Origin of the sequence: Stenotrophomonas sp. CCNWLW57, assembly GCF_037203925.1 — a bacterium.
GTDB classification, from domain to species: domain Bacteria; phylum Pseudomonadota; class Gammaproteobacteria; order Xanthomonadales; family Xanthomonadaceae; genus Stenotrophomonas; species Stenotrophomonas rhizophila_A.
This window is the reverse complement of the sequence record NZ_JBBCBJ010000003.1, coordinates 301,548-320,951: the sequence shown is the minus strand read 5'-3', so window position 1 is coordinate 320,951 and position 19,404 is coordinate 301,548. Positions and strand designations below refer to the sequence as shown.

The window sequence follows — 19,404 nt, the reverse complement described above, 5'->3', positions numbered from 1 at the left end:
GAGAATCCACATGCACGGTTCGCTGCACGCTCACGGGCCTCGGAGGCCAGAATGGTGACGCTTACGCCACACCCGGAATCGACAACACGGGACCAGGTCAAGCTGCGGGCGGTACTGAACGCGCTGCCACTGGCTTTGCTTCTGGTCGACCGGCATTGCGTGGTGCGTTATGCCAACGACCGTGCGGCGACGGTATTCGGCTACGCGCCGGGTGAGATCGAGGGCCGGCCGCTGGTTGCGCTGGTGCCGGATGCCACCGGTGCCATCTGGTCCTGCAGCCATCGCGCCGACCCCGTCGCCGCGCGTTGCATGGGCCGTGACGAGCATGGCCTGCGTCGTGATGGCCAGGCGTTTCCGGTGGAACTGCTGTTCAATGCGGTGGAACTTGATTGCGGATGGCAGGGCGTGCTCGCGGTTGCCGACCTGACCGCGCAGCGGCATGCCGAGCAGGAGCTTGCGGTGGAGCGCGAAAGCATGGCCCACATGTCGCGGGTTACCCTGATCGGCGAGATTTCGGGCTCGCTGGCGCATGAGCTCAACCAGCCGCTGGCGGCAATCCTGAGCAATGCCCAAGCCGGCCTGCGGATCCTGCGCCGCGACCCGGGCGCGATCGGCGAGATCCGCGAGATCCTGCAGGACATCGTCGAAAACGACCAGCGCGCCGGCGAGGTGATCAGCCGCCTGCGCGGACTGCTGCGGCGCGAGACCCGGACGCTCGGCGCGCTGATGGTCAACGACCTGGTGCATGATGCGGTCCGTGTGATCCGCAACGACCTGATCAACCGCGGTGTCGAGTACCGGCTGGACCTGTCGGTACCGTTCAGCCGGGTCCAGGGTGATGGCGTGCAGCTGCAGCAGGTCCTGCTCAACCTGATCATCAATGCCTGCGATGCCATGGTCGACAGCCCACGCCGGGTGCTGACCGTGCGCACGGACGGCTCGGTGCCAGGGACCATCCGGATCGAGGTGCGCGACACCGGCCCCGGCATCGCGGCGGAGCGCATGGACACCATCTTCGCCCCGTTCCACAGCAGCAAGCCCAACGGCATGGGCATGGGCCTGGCGATCTGCCGCACGCTGCTTCGGGCCCACGGTGGCGAGATCAATGCCCGCAACCCGCCCGAAGGCGGCGCCTGTTTCTACATCGACCTTCCTTTGATGGAGTAGTGCCATGAGCCCTGTCGTGCACATTGTCGACGATGACCCGCGCGTGCTTGCCGCGTTGGGACGCTGCCTCCGCGCCGATGGGCTGGAGGTGACCCTGAGCGGCTCCCCGGACGAATTCCTGGCCCGGTACGATGCCGACACCGCAGGGTGCGTGGTGCTGGACCTGCACATGCCCGGGATGGACGGACTGGCGTTGCAGCAGCTGTTCGGAGAACGCGGCCAGGCGCCGGTGATGATCTTCGTCAGCGGCGATGCGGATGTTTCCAGCTGCGCCCAGGCAATGCGCGCCGGCGCGGTGGATTTCCTGACCAAGCCGGTGGATGCAGCGGTGCTGCTGGAGGCGGTGATGCGCGGCATCGACGCCGATGCCTGCGCACGGATCCGGCGCAGTGGCGAGCAGGGCGCGGTGCAGCGCTACCAGTGCCTGACCCCGCGCGAGCGCCAGGTGCTGCCGCATGTGATTTCCGGGCGGTTGAACAAGCAGATCGCCGCCGACCTGGGGATTTCGTTGAAGACCACCAAGGTGCACCGCAGCCGCATCATGGTGAAGTTCGGCGTGCGTTCGGTGGCCGCGCTGGTCCGCCTCGCCGAACTGGCCCACGTCGATCCCGGCGGCGGATGAAAGGTACCTGCGCCCTGGTGCCCTCAGGCCATCGCCAGCACCATCACCGTGCCCCAGGTGGTCAGCAGCACATGGGCAATGGCGACCGCACCGGAGTAACCGATCACCGCGATCGAACTGTCCGAGCGTTCCTGCAGCGCGGCCAGCGCCGCGGTGAACGTCTGCGCGCCTGAGATTGCACCCAGCAGCAGCACCCCGGGAATTTTCAGTACCTTGTGGCCGAACCACAGACCGGCCAGCAACGGCGTCATGGTGACCCCGATGCCGCCCAGGAACAGGCCGAGCCCGTGTTGTTCCACCGCTTCGACGAAATGCGGGCCGGCACCCAGCCCGACCATCGCAACGAACGCGGCAAGGCCGTAGGACTGCATCAGCTTGACCGCGCTCTCCGGGACCCGCCCGAACAGCGGGCGGCGCACCCGCAGATGCCCGACCACGATGCCGCCCAGCAGCGCGCCGACGCTGCTGCCGATGCTGACCGACAGCGTGCCCAGCGGCACCACGGCAACGATGCCGGACACCGCGCCGAGGAAGATCGCCATGCCCACGACCACGAAATCGGTGGCGGTGGTCGGGTGCAGGATCCGACCGACTTCGGCGGCAGCACGCACCACTGCAGGCTCCGGTCCGATCAGTTCCAGCACGTCCCCGCGTTCGAGCACTGTCTGGGTGCCGATCGGCATCGATTGGCCGTTGCGGCGGATCCCGCGCAGGAACACCGCGCGCACCGCATCGTGGCGGGCGATCTGTTCCAGCCGCTGCCCGGCCCAGGTACGCGGGCTGACCAGCACCTGGTGGGACGCCATTGGAATGTCCAGCAGTTCCGGGTCGTCCACTTCCTCGGCACGCTCGCCCAGCACTTCCACCAGCGCCTTGCGTGGACCGCCGATGACGATGTGGTCGCCGGCATGCAGGCGCGTGGCCGGGCCCGGCTCGACCAGTGACTGGCCGTGACGCACCCGGTAGACGAACAGGCGCAGGCCCGGCAGCAGGCATTCGGCCTGGTCCACGCGCAAACCGGCGATTCGCATGCCCGGCGCGATGCGATAGGCGCGGGTATCGAAGGGCTGCCAGGCCGATGCGATGCCGGCCGCCGAGCGTTCGATGCCGAACCGGTGCTCCAGTGCCAGCGCATCGTCGACCAGGTTCAGGCGCAGCAGGCGCGGCCCGATCACGTTGCAGGTGAGGATCACCCCCAGTGCCCCGGCCACGTAGCACAAGGCATCGGCAACGCCGACATGGGCGATGTAGCGGGCCTTGAGCGCGTCATCGATGGGCAGGCGCTGGATGGCCTCGCTGGCCGTGCCCATCGCCGGCGATTCGGTCAGGGCGCCGGACATCATGCCGGCCGCCAGGCCCGGATCGAGCTTCAGCGCGTGGGCGACGACCAGGGCGGCCAGCAGCCCTACCACGGGCATGAATACCGCCAGCACCGCATAGCGCCAGCCATCGCCCTTCATCGCGGACAGGAAGCGCGGACCGACCTCGTAGCCGATGCCGAACAGGAACAGCAGGAACACCAGCGATTTGGCGGTGGCCGCCACCGGGACATGGAATGCCCAGCCAATCAGCATGCCCACCAGCAACGAACCGGTGACACCGCCGAGGTTGAACCCATGGACCTTGATGCCGCCCAACCAGTGGCCCAGCGCCAGGGCCAGGTACACGGCAAGTTCCGGATAGCGGTCCAGCAGCGATGCGAAGCCGTCCATGTGCGCCCCTCCGGATGGGTGGATCAGAGTCCCGGCGGATCGTAGTAGACCAGCAGCCGGAGGTCGTCCAGGTCGCTGGTCTGCGGACCCTTCTGGCTGACGTGCGCGTAACGCACCCGCATCATCAGGCCTTTCAGCGGCCCGTCGGCCGCCGTCCATTGGGCGTTGAGGTTGTACTCGTCCTTGGCGTAGTCGGTGGGCGCGTCCGGATCGGAGCCATCCACGTACAGCGCATAGAAGCTCAGCCCCTTGACCGATTGGACGTTGTACGCCGCACGCAGCAGCCAGGCGCCTTCGCCATTGCGGTTGAAATCCTCGACCTGCACGCTGGTGTAGCCGGGATAGCCGCTCCACGGGTTCTGCATGTTGGTGCCGCCACTGGCACGGGTGTAGCCGGTGGTGAACAGCGCTCCCTTGTAACCCAGTTCCAGCTTGCCACCCCATTGGCGGGCGGAGAATTCATCGCCGCGCAGCAGGTTGTCGCCCGCACTGTCCTGGTCGGAGTACTGCAGCGCCAGGTTGAGTTTGGCGGTGTCGCCCAGCGGAAAGGCGTACTTCGCCTCGGTGTAGAAGATGCTGATGATGTCGTTGCTGTGGTAGTAGATCGCACCGGCGCTTAGCCGGTCGCGGGTGTAATTCGCGCCAAGCGTATACACGCCGCGGTCGACCCAGGATGGCGCGCCGGCGTCCCTGGCCATGGACACGAAAGTGTCGGCGTTGCGCTCCTTGATCTTGTCGAAGTAGCCGGCACCGAATTTCCATTGCGGTGCGCCGCCGTCGCCGCCATACACCCCCTGCACGGTCAGGGCCTGGAAGGTGTTCGGGGTCATGCGCGCGTCATTGCGGTTGACGTAGGGGGTATCGATGCCGAAGCGGCCGAGCTTGAGCCGGGTGTCATCGTTGATCAGGAACTCGCCATAGGCTTCGCCCAGCACGGTGTAGCCTTCCTGGCCGGGTTTGAGCAGCAGGGTGCCGTCCTTGTCATCCGGTCCGTACAGGCGCTGGGAGGTGTAGCCGGTGGCGCCGAAGGCGAAGCGTTCGCGGAAGTAGCCGGTCTTGAACCCGGCCGAGCCGCCCAGTGCCCACGCCGTGCTCTGGCTGTCGTCGTACTTGTCGCGGTCCAGGTAGAAGGTGCGCGCCTGCACGTCGAAGGCGGTGTCCTTCCACGCCTGGCGGCGCGTTTCGCGGATCCAGGCAGCGCGGTCGCGCGGGACGAACGCTTCGTCGAGGGGGGTCTGGCCCTGTTCGGTGGAACTGGGGGACGCGTCGGCCGTGGCCGGGTCGTCGGGCGCAGCGGACTGCGCCCGGGCCAGGGCGGGCAGCAGCGCCGCTGCGGCCAGCATGCATGCGAGTGGCTTCATGTCCGTCTCCTAGTGCGAGAGCAACATCGCGAAGTAGCCAAACACGGTGTACAGCACGCCGGACACGGCATAGCCGACCGGGAAGCCCACCCAGGGCACGGTACTGTCGATCTCCTTGGCGGCCTCGCGCGCGGGACCCGAGTGCGACCGTGAGCCGGCCACGCCGCCCATCAGCACGGCGGGATTGATCTTGAAGAAGTGGTACCCCACCGCCCAGGTGATGAAGGGCGGCACCGTGCTGGCGACGAAGCCCGCCAGGAAGATCTTGAGCGCGATGGCGCCGGTCAGCTGTTCCAGCAGCGTCGCGCCGGCATTGATGCCGACGATGGCGATGAAGGTCACCAGGCCCAGGTCCTCCAGGATGTTGCGGGCGGCGTTGGGCGTGCTGCCGAAGAAGCGCAGCCGCGACACCAGCGACGACACCAGGATGCCCGAGAGCAGCAGGCCGCCCGCGTTGCCAAGGCCGACCGAGAAGTCGCCGATCGGCACGTTGATCTTGCCGATCAGCAGGCCCAGCACCATGCCCCCGGACAGCGTCAGCAGGTCGGTGGTAGTGCTGGGACGGGCGATCTTGCCGAGCATGCCGGCCGCACGGTCCACCGCACTCTTCAGACCGGTGACGAACAGCACGTCCAGGCGCTTGAGTTCGGTTTCGGCGCCGGCCGGGATGGGTTCACCCGAACGTTCCAGCCGGGTGACCTGCAGCTGCCCCGCGAAATCCTCGCCGGCCAGGCTCCTCAGCGGCTTGCCGACGAAGTCCTTGTCGGTGACCAGGATCTCGGCCTGGTCCAGCGGAATGTTCAACGCCTTGGGGTCGTCCACCTCCGCACCGAGCAGGCCGATGTTGTCGGTGAGGTCCTGCAGCCGTCCACCCAGCGCGACCACGTCGCCCTGCTGCAGCACCAGGCCGGGATCCGCGCCCAGCGTTTCCTCGCCGCGGCGCACGTTGACGATGCGGTACTGCGGATACCTGCTGCGGAACTGGCCGATGCTCTGCCCGGCGCTGGTGGCGTTGTCCAGCCGGTAGGCACGCAGGCCACCGCCGCGGTAGCCCGACAGCGCGGCGTCATCGACGTTGCGCACACCGTGTTCCAGCTCGTACTCGCGTGCGGCCTTGCGTGCATCCACGCCCCACCAGCGCGGCAGGTACTTGCAGACCAGGATGATGCCGACCGTGCCCCAGATGTAGGTGACGCCGTAGCCCAGCGCGATCATTCCCGAAACCTGCTCGGCGGTCGTCCCGGGCGGCAGCTGGTAGGCGCCTTGTTCGACCGCCATTTCGGCGGTCCCGATCGCGGCCGACATGGTCTGCGACCCGGCCAGCACGCCACCGGCCGCGCCGGCCGGCAGCCCGAGCAGCCCGGACATCAGCACCACCAGCAGCAGGCCCAGCACGGCGCAGATCACCGCCAGGACGGTGAACTTGATGCCGTCCTTCTTGAGGCTGTTGAAGAACGCCGGCCCCACCCGCAGGCCCACGCCGTACATGAACAGATAGTAGAAGAGCGACTTGGCGAAGTTGTCCAGCTGCAGCTTCACGCCGTAGGTGGACGCCCAGGTGGCCAGCGCCGCGCCGACCACCACCGCTGCGGCGACCATGCCCAGGCCGTAGCCCTTGACCGAAAACTTGCCCGCCAGCACCGCCATGCCGACGGTGAAGAACAGCAGGATATAGGGGTTGTCAGCGAGAAACTGGAAGAAACCTTGCATGACGTGTGCTCCTGTCCGGGGGACGGCGGTTCACTGCAGGGAACCGGCACGCAGGCCGGCCAGCGCATCGGGTTTGATCAGTTTGATTCCCTGCGCGGCGTGGTAGCCGTGGATCTCCTTGACATCCAGCTTGCGCATGAAGGCAATGGTGTCGGCGGTGATCACCTGGCCGGGCACCATGATCGGGAAGCCGGGCGGGTAGGGGATGACGAAGTTGGCAGAGACCATCTGCGGTCCTTCGGCCAGCCGCCGGTCGACGTCGTCGCTGTGCAGCCGCACGAATTCGCAGTTGGCTTCCTCGTAGGCCATGAAGAAGGCCGGGCGCATGTGGCCTTCGTTGCTGGCCCCGTCCGGCGCTTCGCGGAAGGCATCGTGGAACTGGCTGAAGTTGGGCAGGTCGGGCACGTCGGTCATCAACGCGCGGACCCGGTCGGCGAAGACCTGGCGACCGTTGGCGCCTTCCTGTGCCAGCCGCGCTTCGATTTCGCGCGAGAGGTCGGCAAGGGCCTTGATCAACAGCGCCGCGTCGCTGTGGGTGTTGTTGATGTTGGTCTGGACCAGGATGCTGTTGCGCGAGGTCTTGTTGATCTGGATGTCGAAGCGCTCGGCCAGCAGGCCCTTGAACTGGGTGCCGTCGAAGCCGGCCGCGCCGCAGATCACGGTCAGCCGGGTCGGGTCCAGCGCGAACTCATCGTCGTCCCACGCCTGCAGCGTCTCCACCCAGCTGGCATTGGGCGGCCCGTAGTCGCGCAGGCCGGAGGCGCGGAACTCGGCCGGGATCATGTCTTCGGGCGTGGCGACGTGGAAGTACTTCGAGATCAACGGGTGGCCGTTGATGGTGCGCCGCAGGCGCAGCGCCAGGTCGGTCATCTTCAGCGTCAGGCCGTAGCCTTCCAGTTCCATCTGCCGCCGTGCCAGGTCAAGCGAGGCGATCAGCTGCAGGTTGGGCGAGGTCGAGGTATGGGCGAAGAACGCTTCTTCGAACGGGCCTTCCACCTCGTGGAAATCCTCGTCCCAGACCAGCATCATCGACCCCTGCCGGAAGGCAGACATCGACTTGTGGGTGGAGTTGGTCTGGTATACCCGGATGCGCACCTTATCCGGATCGGGCAGCAGATGTTCATCCAGCTGGGCCGGGTCGCCGGGCTCGACCTTGCCGCGCTGCGCCTTCCAGGCTTCGTACTCGGTGCGGTACGCCTTGCTGCGATAGCGTTCGGTCAACGCGGCCGCGGCGCCCAGACCGGTCCGCCGACGGTGCAGCGGGCTGAAGCGGGCGAAGCCGAACCAGGCTTCGTCCCACAGGAAGATCAGGTCCGGCTTGATCGCCAGGCACTCCTCCATCACCCGTTGCGGGTTGTACATGTGGCCGTCGAAGGTGCAGTTGGTCATGTCGATGACCTTGACCCGGTCCAGCTTGCCGCCGGCCTGGCAGTCCAGCAGCGCCTGTTTGATGGTGCGCAGCGGGACCGCGCCGTACATCGAATACTGGGTCAACGGGAACGCTTCCACGTAGTAGGGCTGCGCGCCGCTGAGCACGAAGCCGTAGTGGTGCGATTTGTGGCAGTTGCGGTCGACGATGACGATGTCGCCGGGCTTGCACACCGCCTGCACCACGATCTTGTTCGAGGTGGAAGTGCCGTTGGTGCCGAAGTAGGCGCGCTTGGCGCCAAAGGCCCTGGCCGCGGCGGTCTGCGCGCGTTTGATGGTGCCGGTGGGTTCCAGCAGGCTGTCCAGGCCACCGGTGGTGGCCGAGGATTCGGCGAACAGGATGTTGGTGCCGTAGAAGTGGCCCATGTCGCGGATCCAGTTGGAGCCGAAGATGGACTTGCCGCGTGCGATCGGCAGCGCGTGGAAAGTGCCGATCGGGCGCAGCGCGTACTTCTTGAGGTTGTCGAAGTACGGCGTTTCGTAACGGTCGGCGATGCCATCCAGCAATGCCAGGTGCACTTCCATGGGTTCTTCGACGTGGTGGAAGACGCGGCGCAGCGGCGCGGCTTCGTCGCTGCCAGCCAGACGCTCCGGGGAGCGGTCGGTGAGCAGGTAGAGGTCCAGCTCCGGTCGGAAGTGCTTCAGGGCGCGGGCCAGCGAGGTGGACAATGCGCCGGCCGTCGACGGCTCGTCGTCGCTGCCGAGGTTGCGGGCGAGGAACTGCTTCAGGTCCGGGATGTCGAGCAGCGAGGTGAAACGGAATCCGTCGACGATGACCACCGCCTGCACGTCCGCATTGACCATTGCCGCCAGCGCGGCATCCTCGAAACTGCCGGCGTGGGTGACCGCGTAGTGGAACTGATCGTCGACGCGGCGCATGGCGCGCATTTCGTCGCGGGCACGTTGCCACAGCGCCGGTTCGTTGGGGGTCACGATCAACACTTCGAAGTAGGGCTTGTCCGGCGCGCCCAGCAGCTCGGGCGGCAGCGCATCGAGCAGGGTGCGGTCGCCGTCGTCGTCGGCGTTCCAGGCCTGTTCGTCGCGGCGGAAATCGCCGGACAGGATCGCGGCCGAAAGCTTGCGTGCCAGCCGCGCGAACTGTGCGGCGTCGTTGTCGGCCAGTGCCGCGGCCAGCGCGCCCAGCAGGCGTTCGCCGGGGTAGGCCCAGCACTGTTCGAGCGGGCGCAGGTCGGCCAATGCTTCGACGCAGGCGCCACGCCGTTCGGCGCTGTCGGTGCCTGCTGCCGCCCACGCACGCGCATACGCGTTCAGTTGGCGCCAGTGGTCGGCGCGCATCGAGGCGGCAGCCAGCACCGTGGACAGTTGCGGCAGGGCAGCAGGGTCGGCATTCATGGCAGGGCTCCGGCGGGGAACGAAAGGAATCCGCCACGCGCTCGAGCAGGCGCGGCGGCCACTACGCAGCGCAGGCTAGACCCCTGCCGCAGGGCCGGGAATTGGCCCTTGGGGCCATGCCCGGCGTATGGCCCCAAGGGCCAATTGCGGGCCGGGTGGCCCACGCCTAGCGTGGTTCATCGTCCTCGTTCCTGGAGCTGCCCCATGTCCACCCGCACCGTGTCCCGCGCCGCCGCCCCCCTGCTGCTGGTGCTGGTCGGCCTCACCTCCCTGGCCGCGCTGGCCGCCGATCCGGCCAAAACCAAGCTCAAAGGCGTGATCACGGCCGTGCAGGGCGACACCATTACCGTGGTGGACCAGGCCCGAACCGCACACACCGTGCACGTGTCGGCCGACACGGTGTACAAGAAGACCAAAGGGCTGACCAACGTCATCCATGAAAAGACCGATGCCAGCGTCCTGGCGGCGGGGCTTCCGGTCACGGTCGAAGGCGGTGCCGCGGGCGATGCGCTGGCCGCGCGCGAAATCAGCTTCCGCTCCGAGGACCTGCGCACCACCCGGCAGATCCAGGCGGGCATGGCGCCCACCACGGAAGAGGTCGGTGCGATGAACAAGCGCATGGACGAGTTCGGTACGTACGAGCAGCTGGATGCGGCGGAAGTAACGTTCGACTCGGGCAGCGCAAAGCTTTCGGCCAAGGCACGTGGCGACCTGGATACATTCGCCGCCAAGGCCAAGCAGACCCACAACTACGCCGTGGTGCTGCAGGGCTTCACCGATTCCACCGGCAACGCCGCCGCCAACCAGCGCCTGAGCACCCAGCGTGCCGCAGCGGTGGCCAACTACCTGCAGCAGAATGCCGGCCTGGCACCGGGCAGGGTCCGCGCCGGCGACGGCATGGGCGTGGCACCGGATGCGGGCAGCGGCAGCAACGGCGCAGCGCGCAAGGTGGTGGCCAAGCTGGTCGTCGACAAAGGTGTACAAGCGGGCGTCAAACCCTGAACCCTGGCCGCAGGCGCACGGCGCATTGAAGTGGAGGTCGCATGCACACCTACCTGACATGGGCACGGCTACCCACGCTGGTGCTGGCACTGGCCTGCACGGCGGTGACGGTGCGCCCTGCCGTCGCTGCCGCACCCGTGCCCGCCAAAGCAGCGGCGAGCCAAGGCACCTTCACGCGCGAACAGCTGGACCAGATGCTGGCGCCGGTGGCGCTGTATCCGGACGCGCTGCTGGCGCAGGTGCTGATGGCCTCCAGCTATCCTGGCGATGTCACCGATGCGGTGGCGTGGTCAAAGGCACATCCTGATGCCAAGGGCGAAGACGCGGTGCGCCAGGTGGCCAACCAGGCGTGGGATCCCAGCGTGCAATCACTGGTTGCGTTCCCGCAGCTGCTGGCGGTGCTGGGGCAGGACCCGGCCTGGGTACAGAAGATGGGCGACGCATTCCTGGCCCAGCCCGACGCCGTGATGGATTCGGTGCAGCGCCTGCGCCGGCAGGCCCAGACCGCGGGCCACCTGGACAGCAATGAACAGCAGAAGGTCAGCACCCAGCCCGCGGCGTCCTCCGCGCCACAGACCATCGTGATCGAATCTGCCGACCCGCAGGTGGTGTACGTACCCAGTTACAACCCCAGCGTGGTGTACGGCAGCTGGGCCTACCCGGCCTACCCGCCGTACTACTACCCGCCGCCGCCGTATTACTACCCCGGCGGTGCGCTGCTCAGTTTCGGCATCGGCGTGGCCGTGGGCGGTGCGCTGTGGGGCGACCTGGACTGGGGGCACGGCGATATCGATATCGACGTGGACCGCTACAACGAGTTCAACAGCAACCGCCAGATCAACCGCGACGACAGCAGGTGGAAGCACAACGCGGCCAACCGTGACGGCGTACCGTATCGCGACGGGGCTACCCGCGAACGCTTCGACGGAGCGCGCGACAGTGCGGCGCAGCGGCAGGACTATCGAGGTCGTGATGATGCACGGGCGGCCGAGCGCGACCGCGCACGCCAGTCGATGGAACGCCGTGGATTCGATACGCCCGCCACCACCAACCGTGAGGCGCGCGACCGCGCCGGTGCGTCGCAGCGAGAGCTGGGCCAGCGCCCTGCGCAGGGGCGCAACCCGTCCGGCAGCAATCAGTTCCGCAACCAGGGGGGCGCCGGCCACGGTCGCCCGCCGGGCAGCCATCCGGAGAATGCGTTCAATGGTGCGCGCAATCCCGGCCAGTCGCTGGGCGATGCCGATCGCGGGCATCGCAGCGTGCAGAGTTCGCAGCGTCCCGCCGGCGCACGCCCGCAGGGGCGGCCGATGAATCGGCCGGCCGCTCCGCGCGGTGGTGGTGGCGGCGGTCGTCGTCGTTGATCGGAGATCTGCCATGACCCTTCGTCTTTCCCTTTTGAGCGTGGCCTGCCTGCTGCTGGTCGCGCCCGCCCAGGCCCAACAGGCCTATCCCAGCGCCGCTGCCGCGGCCGACGCCCTGGTGGCAGCGCTGCAAGTGCGCGACACGCAGCCCGGACAGGTCTCGGTGGTACTGGGCGACGACTGGGAGGATTACGTGCCGCGCGACGATATCGAGCGCAAGGACGTGGACACCTTCATCAGCCAGTACCAGCGCAGGCACGCGATAAAGCCGGTCGACGCCAGCCATGCGCTGGTCAGCGTGGGCGACGAAGGCTGGACGTTGCCGGTGCCACTGGTGAAACAGGGCAGCGGCTGGGCCTTCGACCTGGCTGCGGCCGCACCCGAACTGCGTGCGCGCCGGATCGGGCGCAACGAGCGCGAAGCGGTGCAGGCCGTGCTGGCCTACCATGACGCGCAACGCGAATACGCACGCCGTGACCGCAACGATGACACGCTGCCCGAGTACGCCGCCCGGCTGCGCAGCAGCCCCGGTACGCATGACGGCCTGTACTGGCCTGCCGACGCGGGCGGCGAGAGCCCGCTGGGGCCGTTGTTCGGCGGCGAGACGCCGGACGATGAGTGGCATGGCTACCACTACCGGATCCTGCAGGGGCAGGGCCCTTCCGCACCGCGAGGGGCGTACCCCTACTCGGTGGCCGGCGCCATGACCCGCGGCTTCGCGCTGGTGGCCTGGCCGGCGCGCTATGGCGACAGCGGCGTGATGAGCTTCACCATCAGCCATGCCGGCCAGGTCTATGAGAAAGACCTGGGGCCGGACACCGACCGCGTGGCCCGCGCCATGACCCTGTTCGATCCGGACAGCAGCTGGACGCAGGTCGATACCGCCGACTAGGTTTCGTCGCTGGCCGGCGCCGGCCGTCCTTCCCAGTGCGCCTTCGGCACCACCTTGGCCTGTTCCGGGTCGCCTTCGTAGTTGGGCGACATGATCTGCACTCCTGCCGCATTGAACGCGTCCTGGATATGCGCATGCAGCGCGCTGCGCACCTGCCAGCGGCGTTCGACCTCGACCACGCGCACGCGCAGCACGTAGCGCACCGCGACGTCGCCCAGTTCGGACTGCACCACGTGCGGTGGTGGATCGGCCAGTGCCCCGTCGGTGGCGGCCGCGGCCTGCAGCAGCAGCCGGTGCACCTGCCGCCACGGCGCGTCGTAGCCGATGGTGAGCGCGCTTTCCAGCCACAGGCCAGGCCCCTGGGGATCGCGCGAGTAGTTGCGCAGCTCGCCGGCAAGCACCACGTTGTTGGGGATGCTGACCTCCACCCCCAGCGGGGTGCGCAGGCGGGTGGTGAACAAGCCGATCTGTATCGCCACGCCTTCGGTGTCGCCCACGCGCACGACATCGCCGACCATCAGGGTGCGTGAGTAGAGCAGGGTGAAGCCGCTCGCGGCCTGGCCAACGATGCTCGACGCACCCAACGACACCATCAGGCCGACGAACACGCTCAGCCCCTTGAACGCGTCGGTCTCGGCACCGGGCAGGTAGGGGTATGCCATCGCCAGCGCGAACAGCCAGATGACCACCGTGATGATCCGCCGGGTCGGTTCGGCCAAGGGCTGGTCGATGCCCACGAACTGGAACCGGCCGCTTGCCACCCCGTCGAATACGATGCGTACCGCCTGCACCACCAGCCGTGCGGCCAGGAAGATCAGCGCCGCCGTGAACAGGTCGGGCAGCGCCTCCAACACGCCACGGCCAAAGCGGGCGACGCGTTCGCCGATCCAGCCGCCCATCGCCGCCGACCAGGGCTGGGTGTAGGGGAAGCGACCGAACACGAAGCGCAGCCATTCCTCCAGCACCACCAGCACCACCAGCCAACCCACCAGCCGCCCCAGGCTGCGCGCGCTGGTCACCAGCCCCAGCAGCAGCTGCCGCGCCGAAACGCTGCGCAGCTGCTGCACACGCTGCTGCACCCAGCCATCCACCCGTCGGCGCATGCGCCGGCTGCACCAGCGCAGCCCCCACAACACGCCGATGGCAATGGCGGTGGCCAGCAGCGCCCACGCGGCGCCTGCCAGCAGCCGCTGCGGCAGGCGAGCCTGTTCGGCGGCCGCCAGCGCCACCTGCATGCGGGCGACGGTACGGTCGCGCAGTTCGGGCAGGGTTTCATTGCCCAGTGCGTTGCAGTCGGCCGGGGTCAGCACGGTGACCAGCTGCCCGCCGGCCAGGATGACCACGCCCTGCGGCACCGGCTGGGACTGCAGGGTGGCCTGGCCGGGCAGGTCGACGATGCGTGCCAGGTTGGCTTCGGTGGCGCGTGCGCGCATCTCCGGCGTGTTGCCGTACAGCGGTGCGCGGAAGGTGACCAGGTCACGGTTGAACCAGCGCGCCGTGGCCGGCGCGGGCGCGCCGCCCGCGATGAGCGCCCAGGCCAGCAGCCAGGCGCCGCAGGCACAACGCACCACCAGCCGAAGCGCGGGCATGGCGATCAGAACCGGTAGATCACACCCACCCGCACGCCGCTGTCGACGAAGCGCAGGTTGCCATCCAGGCGCGAGGCATCCACGTCCGCTTCGATGCGCCGCACCGTGTAGTCGAGCGAGAAACCCCAGTTGTCCCACGGGAAGTACTCCACGCCGCCCCGGCCGAAGGTGACGTCGGCATCGACGTCATTGAGGCTGGCGCTGAAATAGCCCGCGTCGGCGCTCAGGCGCCAGTGCTCGCCAGGTGCCCAGCGCCAGCTGCCGCCGATCGTGGGCGCCGGCAGGTCTGCATTGACGTTGTTGCCCGCGCGGGCATTGATGGGGTTGCCGTTGACATCGGCAGTGGCGCTCAGGTCCAGGTCCATCTGGTACCAGATCAGGCCCACGCGGGGACCCAGGGCCCAGCGCCCGTCGCCCCACGCCCACCAGGTGTAGTAGCCCTCGTAGGCATCCAGGTCGAACTTGGCGCGGATCCGGGTGTGGGTGGCGTAGTGCTGGCCGTTGAAGTCGATCTCGCGGTCGGTGTTGCGCTCGGCATCGGCGCTGTCGCGGTACCAGGACAGGCCGAACTCATGCTTTTCCCACGGGCGCCAGCTCAGCGCGATCACGCCGATGGCGTTGTTGTTGTCCAGGCCCAGGTCGCGGCGGAGGTCGATGCGGGTGCCTTGGCCGGTCTGGCCGTCGGCCCGCACTTTGGTATCGAAATCGGTGATGTAGCCGCCGGCGCGGACACTGAAAGTATCCAGCGGTTCAACCGCCCAGCACGGGGCGCTGGCGAGCAGCAGAAGGAACGAGGGCAGCAGGTGCGGGCGTTTCATGACAGGCTCCCGGGGGCGCGATGGGTCAGGGGGATCGATCGGTGCTGCGCAGGCCGACCAGGCGCGCGACCAGCAGCGCCAGGTAGAGCTGGCCGGCAATCGCTTCGAGCGTGGCCAGCCCCCGCGCGACCTGGCTGACCGGGGTGATGTCGCCGTAGCCGAGTGTGGCCAGGGTGACGAAACTGAAATACATCGCGGTGCCGATGCCCAGGCCATGCGCCGTGCCCTGGCCGCCCACCGCCATGGCGCTGGGTGAAATGGCCGACAGCGCGGCGAAGACCACGCCGCCACATACGCCCAGCAGCAGGTAGGCGCTCAACGCGGCGGCCAGGTGCTCGGTGCGCACGCGCTGGCTGGACAACGAAAAGCGCACCGCGTGCCAGGCCGCGATGGTGGCCAGCACGCCCCACAGCACTGCGCCGGCCATGGCCACCGCGCCACCGGCGTCGCTTGCCAACCAGCGCAGCAGCTGGGCGACCAGCACCAGCACCAGCAGCACGTGGCGCTGCAGGCGCTGCCCGATCGGAAACAGCGCCGCCAGCAGGCTTGCGCACAGCAGCAGTTCCATCAGCCGGTGGCCGAACGACACCGCCTCCAGCAACGGGCCCAGGGTGACTGTCACCAGCAGCGCACCGAACAGGAAGGCGTAGCGGTGGCGGTGGATCAGCAGGGCGGGCGAGGAGCGCATGCGCGGTCATGATCCCGTGTCCGGCACGAACCAGAACAGCGTGGCCAGGATCACGTACAGCCCGAGCAGCTGGACCCCGCGCAACCAGTCGGCACGGCCGTCGCTGGCGACCTGACCGGTGATGATCACCGCCACCAGTACGCTCAGCACCAGGCCGGGGCCGAACTCCAGGCTCATCGGCTGCGGACCGATCACGTAGCTGAGCAGCACCAGCAGCGGCGCGACCAGCAGCGCCAGCTGCACGCCCGAGCCCAGCGCGATGGACAGGCTCAGGCTCATCTGGTTGCGGCGGGCGGCCACCAGCGCGGTGGCCTGTTCGGCTGCGCCGCCGATCACGGCCAGTACGAACACGCCGGTGAATGCATCGGAGAAGCCCAGCTGCTGGCTGGCCGGTTCGACCACGCCGACCAGGATCTCGCTCATCCAGATGATGCCGATGCTGGTGCCGCCCAACAGCAGCAGGGCGCGGGCGTTGGACAGGCCGGCATCGTGGCCGTGGCCGGCGGCGGGGCCGCTGCCCTCGCTTGCCGCGCTGCGCAGGGTGAACACCACGGTGGCCAGGTACACCAGCAGCAGCAATACCGACAGCACCAGGCTGATCGACTGCAGCGCGGCATCGGCCTCGGGCACCACCGCGCGGTAGGATGCCGGCAGGATCAGGGTGATCACCGCCAGGGTCAGCATGGTGGCCTGCATGCGGGCGTTGGCGGCGTCGTAGCGCTGCTGGCCGTGGCGCAACCCGCCCAGCACCATCGACAGGCCGAGCACGAACAGGATGTTGCCGATGATGGTGCCCGCGATGGACGCCTTTACCATGCCGTGCAGCCCGGCGCGCAGCGCCGCCAGCGCAATGATGAATTCGGCGGCGTTGCCGAAGGTGGCATTGAGCAGGCCGCCGATGCTGGGCCCGAGCCGCGTGGCCAGCGCGCCGGTGGCGCGCGACATCAGCGCCGCCAGCGGCACGATCGCCAGCGCGGTGGCGCCGAACACCAGCAGGGCGTTGCCCGGCAGCAGGTAGTGCAGCGCGATCGCCAGCGGTACCAGCAGCAGCATCCAGTACATGCACTTACTCCGGGGAGGGGGAGGGCGGGCTGGCAGGCGCCGCGGCGTCTGCCGTGGCGTAGTCGCCGCCCAGGGCCAGGTACAGATCCACGCGCCGGCTCAGCCGTTCGCGGCGCACGCCCAGCAGCGCCGAACGTGCGGCCAGCGCCTGCATTTCCTGGGTGGCCACCGCGCGGTGGTCGGCCCGGCCGATCCGTTCGGAATCGCGCACCTGCCGCACCACCTGTTCGTTGTTGGCCAGCACCTGCCCGAGCAGCTGTTCGCGCTCGGCCAGCACGCGTTCGGCGGTCAGTGCGTCTTCCACCTCGCCCAGCGCCAGCAACGCACGCCGCGCGTAGTCGGCCACCGCCTGCTTCTGTTCGGCCGAACGCAGCTGCACCTGGCCGCTGAGCGCACCGCCCGTATAGAGCGGCATGATGCCGGTGGCCGAAACGCTGGAGGTGGTCTGTTCCAGGTCGTCCCGGGTGCGCACGGCCGCGTTGCTGAGCCGTCCGTAGCCGGCCGACAGCGACAGCGTGGGCAGCATCGCCGCGCGCGCCTCGCCAACCCGGTCGAAGGCGGCCGCCACCCGACGTTCGGCGGCATGCAGGTCCGGGCGCCGGTTGAGCACATCGATGGGCATGCCGGCCGGCACTTCGCCGGGCAGCGCGGTGAGCGCGGCCGGCGCGGCCAGCGTCGCGCCAGGGTAGCGCCCCAGCAGTATCTCCAGCGCGCGGCTGGCGCTGTGGGTGGCCAGGTCGGCCTGCTGGCGGGCATCCAGGTAGCTGGCGGCGCTGGCGCGCGCGGCCAGGGTTTCATTGGAACTGCCTGCACCCACCCGTTCGCGCTGTTCGGCCAGGCCGACCAGCTGCTCACCGCTGCCGGCCATCTGCCCGGCGATGTCGTACTGCAGGCGTGCTTCGGTCACCGTGAACCATGCACGTGCGACGCTGGCGGCCAGCGATTGCTGGGCATACCGGTAGTCGGCGTTCTGCGCATCACTGGCGGCAATGGCGGCATTGCGTGCGTACCGCAGGCGCCCCCAAAGATCGATCTCCCAGCTCAGGCGCAGCATCAACCCGCTCAGCAGCGGCACCAGGTCGGCGATCGGCTTGGAGCCGCCGCGGCCGATCAAGCCAATGGCGGGGCGCAGCTGGGCCTGGGCGATGTCGACCTGGGCATTGGCCTGTTCGACCCGCGCCGCGGCAATCAGCAGGTCCGGATTACGGGCCAGCGCTTCGTGCACCAGGGCGGTCAACTGCGGGTCGGCAAACGCGTCGAGCCAGCCGCGGTCGACCTGGGCCTGGCTGGCCTGCGCCGACCAGTTCGGTGGAATGGCCACCGTGCCCAGCGCGTCCGCGCGGATCTGCTCGCTGCCCGGCTCCGGCGCGGTGGCACAACCGGCCAGCGCCAGGGCCAGCGCCAGCAGCAGCGGGCGGGGCAGGGCACCACAGCGGCGGCGCGGTGCGGTCATGTCAGTGCAGCTTCAGGACCAGCCAATCCAGCTTGCTGCCCACGCGCAGGATCACCCGGCGCACGATGTGGATCAGCTTGCCGTGCTCGGTGTAGATCGCGCCCTGGCCTTGTGCTCCCATGGCGATGAACACATCGCGGTCGCGCCCGTCCGGGCGCAGCCGTACCGCGATGCGCCCCGGCGGCAGCGGACTGGTGCCGGTCTGCGGAATCATGCCGCTGATCGGCAGCTGGCCCGTGCCGGATGCCCACACCACCGAATCCACCCGGCACTTGATGATGCGGTTGGGATAGACCTTCAGCGCGATTTCCGCTTCGTTGCCCGGCGCCACGTTGCCCAGTTCGTTCTGCGAGAACATCGCAAGGATCCACTGCTCGCGCTCGACGAAGGTCATCACCGGGGTCAACGGCAGGCTGGCGGCGTAGGAGCCTTCGCGCAGCTGCAGGTTGATCACGCTGCCATCGGCCGGGGCGCGTACGACGGTCTGCTCCAGCTGCCAGCGTGCTTCCACGATCTGCGCCTGCAGCTGGACCATGCCGGCCTGGGCCTGCGCCACTTCGGACAGTTCGCCGTCGCGGGTCTGTGCGGACAGCTTCTGCTGCACCTGCGCCATCTGCGCGGTGGTGGATACCAGGTCCGAGCGCAGGCTGGCCGCTTCGGTCTGTGCCTGCTCATGGTCGAAGCGGCTGCCGGCACCGCTGCTGGCCAGCTCACCGGTCTGGCGTTGGCGGCGTTCGGCCAGCTGCAGGCGCACGGCCAACGCCTCGCGGGTGGCGCGCGCGCCGCGCAGCTGTTCGCCCAGTTCACGCTGGTAGGCATCGGCACTGTCCACTTTGGCCGACAGTTCAGGCAGCTTCGCTTCCAGCGCCGCCAGCTGCTGCTGGTAGGGCACCGGGTCGATGCGGAACAGCACCTCGCCCTTGCGCACCGGGCGGTTGGCTTCCACCGGCACCTCGATCACCCGCCCGGTGACGCGCGGCACCACCTGCACCACGTAGTTGATCGCACGCACGTCCGAGGAGGAGGGCGCCACTACGTTCAGGACCAGGATCAGCGCGGTCATCGCAAAGATCGGCAATGAGACCACGACCACCTGCGACACGAAGTTCCACGGCAGCCACTTGAACTTGAAGAAGATCAGCCAGACGAAGAACGAATAGATGAGCAGCAGGATGACTTCCATGGT

General features: G+C 68.4%; 15 protein-coding genes. 5 read left to right on the top strand and 10 right to left on the bottom strand.

Annotated features, from left to right (window positions below; genetic code table 11):
• Positions 1–54: 54 nt before the first annotated feature.
• Entirely contained in the window at positions 55–1,167 is a 1,113-nt protein-coding gene (locus V9K91_RS09305) for an ATP-binding protein (RefSeq protein WP_176472660.1), read from the top strand.
• A gap of 4 nt (positions 1,168–1,171) precedes the next feature.
• The gene (locus tag V9K91_RS09300) at positions 1,172–1,789 is read left to right on the top strand and encodes a response regulator (protein WP_068852496.1); all 618 of its coding nucleotides are present in this window, start codon (positions 1,172–1,174) and stop codon (positions 1,787–1,789) included.
• Between the two features lie 23 nt (positions 1,790–1,812).
• On the opposite strand, the gene V9K91_RS09295 is transcribed toward V9K91_RS09300, so the two are convergent.
• From V9K91_RS09295 to V9K91_RS09280, 4 genes are read right to left on the bottom strand one after another with little or no spacing between them, the layout of a single operon-like run.
• Positions 1,813–3,501: a hypothetical protein gene (locus V9K91_RS09295; RefSeq protein ID WP_336443111.1), complete on the bottom strand. Its 1,689-nt coding sequence runs from the start codon at positions 3,499–3,501 to the stop codon at positions 1,813–1,815.
• A 23-nt stretch (positions 3,502–3,524) separates the two neighbouring features.
• The gene (locus V9K91_RS09290) at positions 3,525–4,862 is read right to left on the bottom strand and encodes an OprD family outer membrane porin (protein WP_095363893.1); all 1,338 of its coding nucleotides are present in this window, start codon (positions 4,860–4,862) and stop codon (positions 3,525–3,527) included.
• Between the two features lie 9 nt (positions 4,863–4,871).
• A complete protein-coding gene (locus V9K91_RS09285) occupies positions 4,872–6,572 on the bottom strand; it encodes a TrkA C-terminal domain-containing protein (protein ID WP_095363894.1) in 1,701 nt (566 codons plus the stop codon).
• Positions 6,573–6,602: 30 nt separating this feature from the next.
• On the bottom strand, positions 6,603–9,353 hold the full coding sequence (locus V9K91_RS09280; RefSeq protein WP_068852487.1) for a decarboxylase: 2,751 nt from the start codon (positions 9,351–9,353) through the stop codon (positions 6,603–6,605).
• 204 nt (positions 9,354–9,557) lie between these two features.
• Here V9K91_RS09280 and V9K91_RS09275 point away from each other — a divergent pair, with 204 nt between their 5' ends.
• Genes V9K91_RS09275 through V9K91_RS09265 form a run of 3 tightly spaced genes read left to right on the top strand, consistent with a single transcriptional unit; the run spans position 9,558 to position 12,608 of the window.
• Positions 9,558–10,355: an OmpA family protein gene (locus V9K91_RS09275; RefSeq protein ID WP_095363895.1), complete on the top strand. Its 798-nt coding sequence runs from the start codon at positions 9,558–9,560 to the stop codon at positions 10,353–10,355.
• Between the two features lie 41 nt (positions 10,356–10,396).
• Positions 10,397–11,716 (top strand): DUF3300 domain-containing protein, encoded by a 1,320-nt coding sequence (locus V9K91_RS09270; protein ID WP_095363896.1) that lies wholly within the window; start codon positions 10,397–10,399, stop codon positions 11,714–11,716.
• 13 nt (positions 11,717–11,729) lie between these two features.
• Positions 11,730–12,608, top strand: coding sequence for a DUF2950 domain-containing protein (locus V9K91_RS09265; RefSeq protein ID WP_307106844.1), 879 nt, complete (start codon positions 11,730–11,732; stop codon positions 12,606–12,608).
• On the opposite strand, the gene V9K91_RS09260 is transcribed toward V9K91_RS09265, so the two are convergent.
• The 6 genes from V9K91_RS09260 to V9K91_RS09235 are packed head-to-tail and all read right to left on the bottom strand — an operon-like array spanning position 12,605 to position 19,401.
• Positions 12,605–14,197 carry a mechanosensitive ion channel domain-containing protein gene (locus V9K91_RS09260; RefSeq protein ID WP_336443110.1) on the bottom strand — a complete coding sequence of 531 codons (1,593 nt, stop codon included), beginning with the start codon at positions 14,195–14,197 and terminating at the stop codon, positions 12,605–12,607. The genes V9K91_RS09265 and V9K91_RS09260 overlap by 4 nt on opposite strands.
• 5 nt (positions 14,198–14,202) lie before the next feature.
• Positions 14,203–15,015: a hypothetical protein gene (locus V9K91_RS09255; protein WP_336443109.1), complete on the bottom strand. Its 813-nt coding sequence runs from the start codon at positions 15,013–15,015 to the stop codon at positions 14,203–14,205.
• A gap of 25 nt (positions 15,016–15,040) precedes the next feature.
• Positions 15,041–15,703, bottom strand: a complete 663-nt coding sequence (locus V9K91_RS09250; protein WP_093535812.1) for a potassium channel family protein — start codon at positions 15,701–15,703, stop codon at positions 15,041–15,043.
• A gap of 6 nt (positions 15,704–15,709) precedes the next feature.
• Positions 15,710–16,765, bottom strand: a complete 1,056-nt coding sequence (gene cax, locus V9K91_RS09245) for a calcium/proton exchanger (RefSeq protein WP_093535810.1) — start codon at positions 16,763–16,765, stop codon at positions 15,710–15,712.
• 4 nt (positions 16,766–16,769) lie between these two features.
• Positions 16,770–18,218, bottom strand: coding sequence for an efflux transporter outer membrane subunit (locus tag V9K91_RS09240; RefSeq protein ID WP_095363900.1), 1,449 nt, complete (start codon positions 18,216–18,218; stop codon positions 16,770–16,772).
• Between the two features lies 1 nt (position 18,219).
• The gene (locus V9K91_RS09235) at positions 18,220–19,401 is read right to left on the bottom strand and encodes an HlyD family secretion protein (protein WP_095363901.1); all 1,182 of its coding nucleotides are present in this window, start codon (positions 19,399–19,401) and stop codon (positions 18,220–18,222) included.
• Positions 19,402–19,404: the final 3 nt, after the last annotated feature.